This window comes from Burkholderia sp. APQ4-4ca, from assembly GCF_057837105.1.
The window spans coordinates 26,145-36,156 of record NZ_JBYQCG010000130.1; the positions used below are offsets into that span (position 1 = coordinate 26,145).

Annotated in this window: 9 protein-coding genes; all 9 read left to right on the top strand. The window is 68.2% G+C overall.

What is annotated here, in order from left to right; translation table 11 throughout:
* Window positions 1-4: 4 nt before the first annotated feature.
* On the top strand, window positions 5-700 hold the full coding sequence (hutC, locus tag AC3IFE_RS16445; protein WP_085043442.1) for a histidine utilization transcriptional repressor HutC: 696 nt from the start codon (window positions 5-7) through the stop codon (window positions 698-700).
* A 39-nt stretch (window positions 701-739) separates the two neighbouring features.
* Window positions 740-2,428 carry a urocanate hydratase gene (gene hutU, locus AC3IFE_RS16450; RefSeq protein WP_006478343.1) on the top strand — a complete coding sequence of 563 codons (1,689 nt, stop codon included), beginning with the start codon at window positions 740-742 and terminating at the stop codon, window positions 2,426-2,428.
* Window positions 2,429-2,430: 2 nt separating this feature from the next.
* Window positions 2,431-3,054: a HutD/Ves family protein gene (locus tag AC3IFE_RS16455; protein ID WP_489191164.1), complete on the top strand. Its 624-nt coding sequence runs from the start codon at window positions 2,431-2,433 to the stop codon at window positions 3,052-3,054.
* 4 nt (window positions 3,055-3,058) lie between these two features.
* Window positions 3,059-4,282 (top strand): imidazolonepropionase, encoded by a 1,224-nt coding sequence (hutI, locus tag AC3IFE_RS16460; RefSeq protein WP_489191165.1) that lies wholly within the window; start codon window positions 3,059-3,061, stop codon window positions 4,280-4,282.
* Between the two features lie 194 nt (window positions 4,283-4,476).
* Window positions 4,477-5,853, top strand: a complete 1,377-nt coding sequence (locus AC3IFE_RS16465; protein WP_489191166.1) for a formimidoylglutamate deiminase — start codon at window positions 4,477-4,479, stop codon at window positions 5,851-5,853.
* A gap of 52 nt (window positions 5,854-5,905) precedes the next feature.
* A complete protein-coding gene (hutG, locus tag AC3IFE_RS16470) occupies window positions 5,906-6,703 on the top strand; it encodes an N-formylglutamate deformylase (protein WP_489191167.1) in 798 nt (265 codons plus the stop codon).
* A 728-nt stretch (window positions 6,704-7,431) separates the two neighbouring features.
* Window positions 7,432-8,271, top strand: a complete 840-nt coding sequence (locus tag AC3IFE_RS16475; protein ID WP_301740289.1) for a gamma-glutamyl-gamma-aminobutyrate hydrolase family protein — start codon at window positions 7,432-7,434, stop codon at window positions 8,269-8,271.
* Window positions 8,256-9,593 (top strand): glutamine synthetase family protein, encoded by a 1,338-nt coding sequence (locus AC3IFE_RS16480; protein ID WP_489191168.1) that lies wholly within the window; start codon window positions 8,256-8,258, stop codon window positions 9,591-9,593. Before AC3IFE_RS16475 ends, AC3IFE_RS16480 begins: the two co-directional genes overlap by 16 nt.
* 28 nt (window positions 9,594-9,621) lie before the next feature.
* Window positions 9,622-10,012, top strand: a 391-nt coding sequence (locus tag AC3IFE_RS16485; RefSeq protein ID WP_489191169.1) for an aminotransferase class III-fold pyridoxal phosphate-dependent enzyme, incomplete at its 3' end; no start/stop codon positions are given.

Consider the following 10,012-nt stretch of genomic DNA (forward strand, 5'->3'; position numbering starts at 1 on the left):
GCCGATGAGCGCGCCGGTCTACCAGGAGATCAAGGATTTCATCCTGGGCCGCATTCACGCCGGCGAGTGGGAGGAGGGCGACCAGGTGCCGTCCGAGAACGAGCTGGCGCGCGAATTCAAGGTGGCGCGCATGACCGTCAACCGCGCGCTGCGCGAGTTGACGGCCGAGCAGGTGCTCACGCGCATGAAGGGCGCGGGCACCTACGTCGCGCGGCCGAAGTACGAGTCGACGCTGGTCGCGATTCGCAGCATCTCGGAAGAGGTCGGCGCGCGCGGGCATGCGTACCGCGCCAGCGTGCTCGGGCTCGACACGATTCGCGCCGACGAGGCGCTTGCCGACGAGATGCAGGTGGCCGTGCGCACGAAGCTGTTTCATTCGCAGGTGCTGCACTTCGAGAACGACGAGCCGGTGCAGCTCGAAGAGCGATGGGTGAATCCGGCGGTCGCGCCGGATTACGCCGAGCAGGATTTCACGAACACGACGCCGAACCTGTACCTGATGCGCGCGGCGCCGCTGCAGCGCGTCGAGTACCGGATCGAAGCGGCGGCCCCGGCGCCGGAGCGGCGCGAGCAGCTGCGCATGGACGACGTCGAGCCGTGTCTGGTTTTACATCGGCGCACCTGGTCGCAGGGCGTCGTCGCCTCGGTGGCGAATCTGTGGCATCCCGGCAGCCGTTATCGCTTCACCGGGCATTTCTGATTCCTATTTGATCTTCAATTTCCTTCGGGAGCAGTCGTCATGAACCATCCGAAACACATCGATCCCCGCCTCGATCCGACGCGCACGATTCGCGCGCCGCGCGGCAGCGAGAAGACCTGCAAGACCTGGCTGGCCGAAGCGGCCTACCGGATGATCCAGAACAACCTCGACCCGGAAGTCGCCGAGCATCCGCATGCGCTCGTCGTGTACGGCGGCATCGGGCGTGCCGCGCGCAACTGGGAATGCTACGACCAGATCCTCGCGTCGCTGAAGGATCTCGAGGAAAACGAAACGCTGCTGATTCAATCGGGCAAGCCGGTCGGCGTGTTCCGCACGCACAAGGATGCGCCGCGCGTGCTGCTGGCGAATTCGAACCTCGTGCCGCACTGGGCGAACTGGGATCACTTCCACGAGCTCGACCGCAAGGGCCTGATGATGTACGGCCAGATGACGGCCGGCAGCTGGATCTACATCGGCAGCCAGGGCATCGTGCAGGGCACCTATGAAACCTTCTTCTCGGTCGCGAACCAGCACTTCAACGGTGATCCGTCGGGCCGCTGGATCCTGACGGGCGGCCTGGGCGGGATGGGCGGCGCGCAGCCGCTCGCCGCGACGATGGCCGGCTTCTCGATGATCGCGGTCGAATGCGACGAGACGCGCATCGACTTCCGCCTGAAGACGCGCTACGTCGACAAGAAGGCGACGACGCTCGACGAAGCGCTCGGCATGATCGAGGAAGCGAAGCGCACCGGCAAGCCGGTGTCGATCGGCCTGCTCGGCAACGCGGCCGACGTGTTCGCTGAACTCGTCACGCGCGGCATCACGCCCGACTGCGTGACCGACCAGACGAGCGCGCACGACCCGATCAACGGCTACCTGCCGCAAGGCTGGACCGTCGCGCAATGGCGCGAGGCGCAGAAGGTCGATCCGCAGAGCATCGTGAAGGTCGCGAAGCAGTCGATGGCCGTCCAGGTGCGCGCGATGCTCGCGCTGCAGGAACGCGGCGCGGCCACGCTCGACTACGGCAACAACATCCGCCAGATGGCGCTTGAAATGGGCGTCGAGAACGCGTTCGACTTCCCCGGTTTCGTGCCGGCGTACATCCGTCCGTTGTTCTGCGAAGGCAAGGGCCCGTTCCGCTGGGTCGCGCTGTCCGGCGATCCGGAAGACATCTACAAGACCGACCAGAAGGTGAAGGAGCTGATCCCCGACGATCCGCACCTGCACAACTGGCTCGACATGGCGCGTGAGCGCATCGCGTTCCAGGGCCTGCCGGCACGGATCTGCTGGGTCGGCGTGAAGGATCGCTACCGCCTCGGCCAGGCGTTCAACGAGATGGTCAAGAACGGCGAACTGAAGGCGCCGATCGTGATCGGTCGCGACCACCTCGACACGGGTTCGGTCGCGAGCCCGAATCGCGAGACGGAATCGATGAAGGACGGCTCGGACGCCGTCAGCGACTGGCCGCTGCTGAACGCGCTGCTGAACACCGCGGGCGGCGCATCGTGGGTGTCGCTGCACCACGGCGGCGGCGTCGGCATGGGCTTCTCGCAGCATTCGGGCGTCGTGATCGTCGCCGACGGCACAGCGGACGCGCATGAACGTCTCGGTCGCGTGCTGCTGAACGATCCGGCCACGGGCGTGATGCGCCATGCGGATGCCGGTTACGAACTCGCGCAGCAGACGGCCCGCGAAGCCGGCCTGAAGCTGCCGATGCTCGGCCGCTGAGCATGACGGCGCTCGACCAGGCGCCGGTGAACGCAACGCTGGCCGCCGCGCTGATCCGCGCGGCGGATCTCGTTGCGTCGCCGTGGAAGAACGGCGGCGGCGTGACGCGCGAGATCGGCGCGTTCCCGCCCGGCGCGGCACTCGATGCGTTCGCGTGGCGCGTGAGCGTCGCGGACGTCGGCACGGCCGGGCCGTTCTCGCGTTTCGACGGCGTCGACCGTACGCTCGTGCTGTTGTCCGGCGCCGGCATGACGCTCGCCGAAGCGGGCGGCACGCGGCACGTGCTCGACGCACCGCTGGCCCGCGCGGATTTCGCGGGCGAGACGGCGATCGACGCGACGCTGCACGACGGCGCGACGCGCGACTTCAACCTGATGACGCGCCGTTCGGCCGCGCGCGGGTCGGTCGACGTATGGCCCGAGGGCACGCACCGCATCGAGCGCGCCGATACCGTGCTGCTGTTTTGCGCGACCGGTACGGTGGGCGTCGACATCGACGGCGCGCACTACGCACTGCAGGAAATGGACACGTTGCGGCTCGACGGGCCGCGGCGTGCGTTTGACGTCGTCGTGAGCGGAGGCGGTGCGCTGCTCGCCGTGTCGCTTGCCGTCGGCGAACGAGACTGAACGCATGAAACCGACTGTCTGGCATCACCTGAGGCTGTGTCCGCACGGCCATCCCGACGAGACGATCGACGACGCGGCGATCGCCGTCGACGAAACCGGCACGATCGCGTGGCTCGGCGCATTGTCCGCGCTGCCGCACGACTATGCGCACTGGCGGCGCGAGGACCTGCACGGCGCGTGGGTCACGCCGGGCCTCGTCGACTGCCATACGCATCTGGTATACGGCGGTACGCGCGCCGACGAATTCGCGCAGCGCCTCGCGGGCGTGAGCTACGAGGAAATCGCGCGGCAGGGCGGCGGGATCGTGTCGACGGTGCGTGCGACGCGCGCGGCCGACGAGACGGCGCTGTTCGTGCAGGCCGCCGCGCGCTTGCAGCCGCTGCTCGCCGAAGGCGTGACCGCGATCGAGATCAAGTCGGGCTACGGGCTCGACCTCGCGAGCGAGCGCAAGATGCTGCGCGTCGCGCGCCAGCTCGGCGAGCGCTTCCCGGTCACCGTCCATACGACCTTCCTCGGCGCGCATGCGCTGCCGCCGGAATACGCGGGCCGCGCGGACGAATACATCGACGAAGTGTGCGACCGGATGCTGCCGACGCTGGCCGACGAAGGGCTCGTCGACGCGGTCGACGTGTTCTGCGAACGCATCGGCTTTTCGCTCGAGCAGACCGAGCGCGTGTTCGAGGCCGCGACGCGGCGCGGGCTGCCGGTGAAGCTGCATGCGGAGCAACTGTCGAATGCGGGCGGGACGGCGCTCGCCGCGCGTTACCGCGCGCTGTCGGCCGACCACCTCGAATTTCTCGACGAAGCCGGCATCGAGGCGATGAAGGCGGCCGGCACGGTCGCCGTGCTGCTGCCCGGCGCGTACTACTTCATCCGCGAAACGCAATTGCCGCCGATCGAGCTGCTGCGCAAGCACGGCGTGCCGATCGCGCTCGCGACCGATCACAACCCCGGCACGTCGCCGCTCGAATCGCTGTTGCTGACGCTGAACATGGGCTGCACGCTGTTCCGCATGACGGTGCCCGAGGTGCTGCAGGGCGTTATGCGCCATGCAGCCGCGGCGCTTGGCCGCGCGGATCGCCACGGCGCGCTCGAGGTCGGTCGCCAGGCCGACTTCGCCGTGTGGGCGGTCGGCTCGCTGGCGGAACTGGCGTACTGGATCGGCCGGCCGCTGTGCGAGCAGGTCGTACGCGGCGGCACGACCGTGTTTCGCCGGATGAACGGATAGTTTTGGCGAAGAACCGGGCCGGGTACCTGACGTATCGGGCCGGCCGACGCTTTGCAGGGGACCGGACCCGTGCGCAACGGCGCACGCCGGTCGATCGCCGCGAGGCAGACGCAGGCGCGACGCGCTTGCGTCTGCCGGCCGCGGCACCCGGACGAGATTGCTCAAGCGCTCGATCCGGTCGATGAGGATACGCAATGACCGACACCCTGTTGTTCGCGGACCATGCCTACCTGCCCGATGGCTGGCGCCGCAACGTGCTGCTGCGCTGGGACGCGGCCGGCACGCTGACCGACGTGACGCCCGATACCGACGCACCGGCCGGCGTCGCGCGCGCGGCCGGGCCGGTGCTGCCCGGTATGCCGAACCTGCATTCGCACGCATTCCAGCGCGCGATGGCGGGGCTTACCGAATACCGTGCGAACCCCGCCGACAGCTTCTGGAGCTGGCGCGACCTGATGTACCGCTTCGCGCTGAAGATCACGCCCGACGCGCTCGCGGCGATTGCGCGCTGGCTGTACGTCGAGATGCTCAAGTGCGGCTACACGTCGGTGTGCGAATTCCACTACGTGCATCACGCGCAGGACGGCTCGCGCTATCCGCAAATCGCGGAGCTCGGCACACGTGTGATCGACGCCGCGCGGGCGGCCGGCATCGGCATCACGATGCTGCCCGTGTCGTACCAGTTCGCCGGCTTCGGCAACAAGCCGCCGCGCGATGACCAGCGCCGCTTCATCAACACGCCCGACGGCGTGCTCGAACTGCTCGACGCGATGCGTCGCGCCGCGCCCGAGCATGGCGGGCTGCGCTACGGCGTCGCGCCGCATTCGCTGCGCGCGGTGTCCGAGAACGGGCTGCGTGCGCTGCTCGACGGGCTGCCCGACGATGCGCCCGTTCATATCCACATCGCCGAGCAGACGGCCGAAGTCGACGACTGCGTGCGCGCCTACGGCGCACGCCCGGTCCAATGGCTGCTCGATCGCTTCGACGTCGATGCGCGCTGGTGCCTCGTGCACGCGACGCACGTCGATGCGGCCGAGACGGCGGCGCTCGCGAAGCGTCGCGCGGTCGCCGGGCTGTGCCTGACGACCGAAGCGAACCTCGGCGACGGCGTGTTTCCGGCCGTCGACTATCTCGCGCAGGGCGGCGTGATCGGCGTCGGCTCGGACAGCCACGCGTCGGTCGACTGGCGCTCGGAACTGCGCCTGCTCGAATACGGGCAGCGACTCGTGCACCGCGCGCGCAACATGCTGGCGAGCGCGTCGCAGGCGCACGTCGCCGATCGCTTGTTCGATGCGTCGCTCGAAGGCGGCGCGCAGGCGAGCGGGCGGCGCATCGGTGCGCTGCGCGCCGGCTGTCGCGCCGACTGGCTCGTGCTCGATCCCGATCATCCGGCGATCGCCGAACACGACAGCGCCGCATGGCTGTCGGGCATCGTGTTCGCCGAGCATGGCGACACGCCGGTGCTCGACGTCTACACGGGCGGCGAGTGCGTCGTGAGCGGCCGCCGCCATCGCGACGAAGCCGCCGCGTATGCCGACTACCGCGCCGCGCTGGCGCAACTGCTGCGCTGAACGCGCGGCAACCGGCGCACGGTGCGCCGGCCGACTCTTACGGTGAGGCGACATGACTGAACAACCGGCTGTATTCACGTTGAAGCAGGGCACGCTGCCGCTGCTGATCTCGATTCCGCATGCAGGCACGCACATCCCCGACGACATCGCCGCGACGATGACGCCCGACGCGCGCTTCGTCGACGATTGCGACTGGCATCTGGAGCGGCTGTACGGCTTCGCGGCCGATCTGGGCGCATCGATCCTCGTGCCGTCGCACGCGCGTTACGTCGTCGACCTGAACCGTCCGCCCGACAACGAGAACCTGTATCCGGGGCAGGACACGACGGGGCTCGTGCCGGTCGATACGTTCGACAAGGCGCCGCTGTATCCGGCGAACGCGCTGCCCGGCAACGACGAAATCATGCGTCGCCGCGACCGTTACTGGCTGCCGTATCACGACGCGCTGCAACGCGAGATCGCGCGCCTGAAGGGCGAACACGGCCGCGTGCTCGTGTGGGAGGCGCATTCGATCCGTTCGCACGTGCCGCGTTTCTTCGACGGCCGCCTGCCGGACTTCAACTTCGGCACGTCGAGCGGCGCGAGTGCGGCGCCCGGTCTCGCGGAGGCGCTGGCGGCGCGTGTGCTCGCACACGGCGGCTACACGGCCGTCGCGAACGGCCGCTTCAAGGGCGGCTACATCACGCGTCACTACGGCGTGCCCGAGACCGGCGTCGAGGCCGTGCAGCTCGAGCTGTCGCAGATCACCTACATGGAGGAGACGCGGCCGTACGCGTACGACGAAACGCGTGCCGCGCGGATCGTGCCGCTGCTGCAGACGCTCGTCGAAACCGCGCTCGCGCATCGCTGAACACGGGCCGCCTTCATGCGGCAGCGCGGCGGAGCAGTGCGCGTCGCCCCGTCGGCACGCAGCAGGCAAGCCGACGCAATGCACAAAACGGCATCGATCCGCCTGATCGATGCCGTTTTTTTCGTCTGACCGAGGTCGTCATCGGCCCCTGAAAATTTGACGCAATTTTTAGGTGATATAAGCTGAATGTCAGGAAGTCGTCACGCGCGTACCGGCGGCAAGGCCATCGACGATGGCCGGACTGCGCCGGCATTCGCTACGAGACATCTTGCTGACGTGTCGCCACGCGGCATAGCGACACGTGTCCTGCCTCCATCAGTCAGTCGAGTACGATCGTGAAAGCCGCCAGCCCTTCGATACGCCGGACGCGAAGTCCGTCGGCGGGCGCGCCGCCTCAGGCCGGGCCGAACCGGCATGCTGAGCGCGGCACGCGCGCCGTCCCGCTACGCGAGCCTCGCTTCTTCGCCATTTCCCATCGCGGCCCGCGCCGCTTCAATCTCGCGACCGCACACCTGTTCAGCGCGGTGCAGTGCGACGGCAGCGCATCGTTGTTGCCCTAGCGTCCGTTTCCGCTTCCGTCCCGGGTCGCATCGCCCGTTGCCGCGGCGTCCGCGCGGCACGATCGCGCCTGCGCTTGCGCCGCGCGATGGCGCGCGCGTGCGGCGCGCCCGTGAACCTGCATCGTTGCGCGCGCAAGCATGTCGCGCGCCATGACCGGAGAGACGCCGATGCGTGCCCGCCCGATCGTAGCCGTCACCGCCGACCGCATCCTGCGCGGCGCCCACCCGAACCACACGGCGGGCGAGAAGTACCTTGCCGCCGTCGTCGACGGCGCCGGCGCGCTCGCGTTCGTCTTGCCCGCGCTCGGCGCGCGGCAGCCGGCCGACGCGATCGTCGCGGCAATCGACGGGCTGCTGTTGACCGGCAGCTATTCGAACGTCGAGCCGCATCGCTACGGCGGCGCCGCGAGCGCGCCCGACACGCTGCACGATCCGGCGCGCGATGCGACCGCGTTGCCGCTGATCCGCGCGGCGATCGACGCGGGCGTGCCCGTGCTCGCCATCTGCCGCGGCATGCAGGAGCTGAACGTCGCGTACGGCGGCACGCTGCATCAGCGGCTGCATGCGACGACCGGCTTCGACGACCATCGCGAACGGGCGGACGATCCGCTCGAACGGCAGTACGGTCCCGCGCACGTCGTGCAGCTCGCTCCCGGTGGCCTGCTGCAGCGGGTCGCGCGCGGCGCGCAAGAGGCGACGGTCAATTCGCTGCACGACCAGGGCATCGCGCGGCTGGGCGACGGGCTCGCGATCGAAGCAAGCGCGCCCGACGGGCTCGTCGAGGCCGTCAGCGTACGCGGTGCGCGTGCGTTCGTGCTGGGTGTGCAGTGGCATCCCGAATGGCGCTACGCGGAGCAGCCGCTGTCGCGCGACATCTTCGCGGCATTCGGCGCGGCGTGCCGCGCGAGGATGACGCATCGCCTTCATGCGGGCGGCGGCGCGACGCCGTCGCCGCCCGCATCCGATATCGACATCGACTCACGAGGCCGATCATGCAACCCGAACTGAGCGAATTCCTGCGACAGCACCGCATCACCGAAGTCGAGGCGATCATTCCCGACATGGCCGGCATCGCGCGCGGCAAGATCATTCCGCGCAACAAGTTCGAATCCGGTGAATCGATGCGCCTGCCGCAGGCCGTGATGGTGCAGACCGTCACCGGCGACTATCCGGAGGACGGCACGTTGACCGGCGTGACCGATCCCGACATGGTGTGCGTGCCCGACCCGTCGACGATCTGCCTGATCCCGTGGGCGGTCGACCCGACTGCGCAGGTGATTCACGATTGCGTGCACTTCGACGGTTCGCCGGTCGAGATCTCGCCGCGCTACGTGCTGCGCCGCGTGCTCGACCTGTACGAGGCGAAGGGCTGGAAGCCGGTCGTCGCGCCGGAACTCGAGTTTTACCTGGTCGACATGAACGCCGACCCCGACTTGCCGCTGCGGCCGCCCGTCGGCCGCACGGGGCGGGCGGAAACGGGCCGCCAGTCGTATTCGATCGAGGCCGTCAACGAGTTCGATCCGCTGTTCGAGGACATCTACGAGTACTGCGAAATGCAGGGCCTCGATATCGAGACGCTGATCCATGAAGTCGGCGCCGCGCAGATGGAGATCAACTTCGTGCATGGCGATGCGATGCCGCTGGCCGACCAGGTATTCCTGTTCAAGCGCACGGTGCGCGAGGCCGCATTGCGTCACAACATGTACGCGACGTTCATGGCCAAGCCGATGGAAAACGAGCCGGGCTCCGCGATGCACATTCATCAGAGCCTCGCGGACATGCGCACCGGGCGCAATCTGTTCGCCGACGAGAACGGCGCCGTGTCGCCGCTGTTCCACAGCTATCTGGCGGGGCTGCAGAAGTACACGCCGGCGCTGATGCCGATCTTCGCGCCGTACATCAATTCGTATCGCCGCCTGTCGCGCTTCATGGCCGCGCCGATCAACGTGCAATGGGGCTACGACAACCGCACGGTGGGCTTTCGCATCCCGCAGTCGAGCCCCGTCGCGCGGCGCATCGAGAACCGGATTCCCGGTGTCGACTGCAACCCGTATCTCGCGTTCGCGGCGACGCTCGCCGCCGGCTATCTCGGCATGTCGCAACAGCTCGCGCCGACCGAGCCGATCGCATCGGACGGCTACGATCTGCCGTATCAGTTGCCGCGCAACCTCGAGGAAGGCATCTCGCTGATGGCTGCGTGCGAGCCGCTCGCCGGCATCCTCGGCGACAAGTTCGTGAAGGCCTACCTGGCATTGAAGGAAACCGAATACGAAGCGTTCTTCCGCGTGATCAGCTCGTGGGAACGCCGGCATTTGCTGCTGCACGTGTAAGCGTGCGGCGCTGTTTGACGGAGAAAACATGACCGATCGAAACGACGCTTTTCCGCCGCGCTCGACTGCCGATTTTCGCGCGCTCGACGCCGCGCACCACATTCACCCGTTCTCCGACATGGGCGCGCTCAATCGCGCCGGCAGCCGCGTGATCGTGAAGGCCGACGGCGTCTACCTGTGGGACTCCGACGGCAACAAGGTGATCGACGGGATGGCCGGCCTGTGGTGCGTGAACGTCGGCTACGGCCGCAAGGAACTCGCCGACGCCGCGTATCGCCAGATCCAGGAACTGCCGTTCTACAACACGTTCTTCAAGACCACGCACCCGCCGGTGATCGAGCTTTCCGCGATGCTCGCGGAAGTCACGCCCGCGGGCTTCAACCACTTCTTCTATTGCAACAGCGGCTCGGAAGGCAACG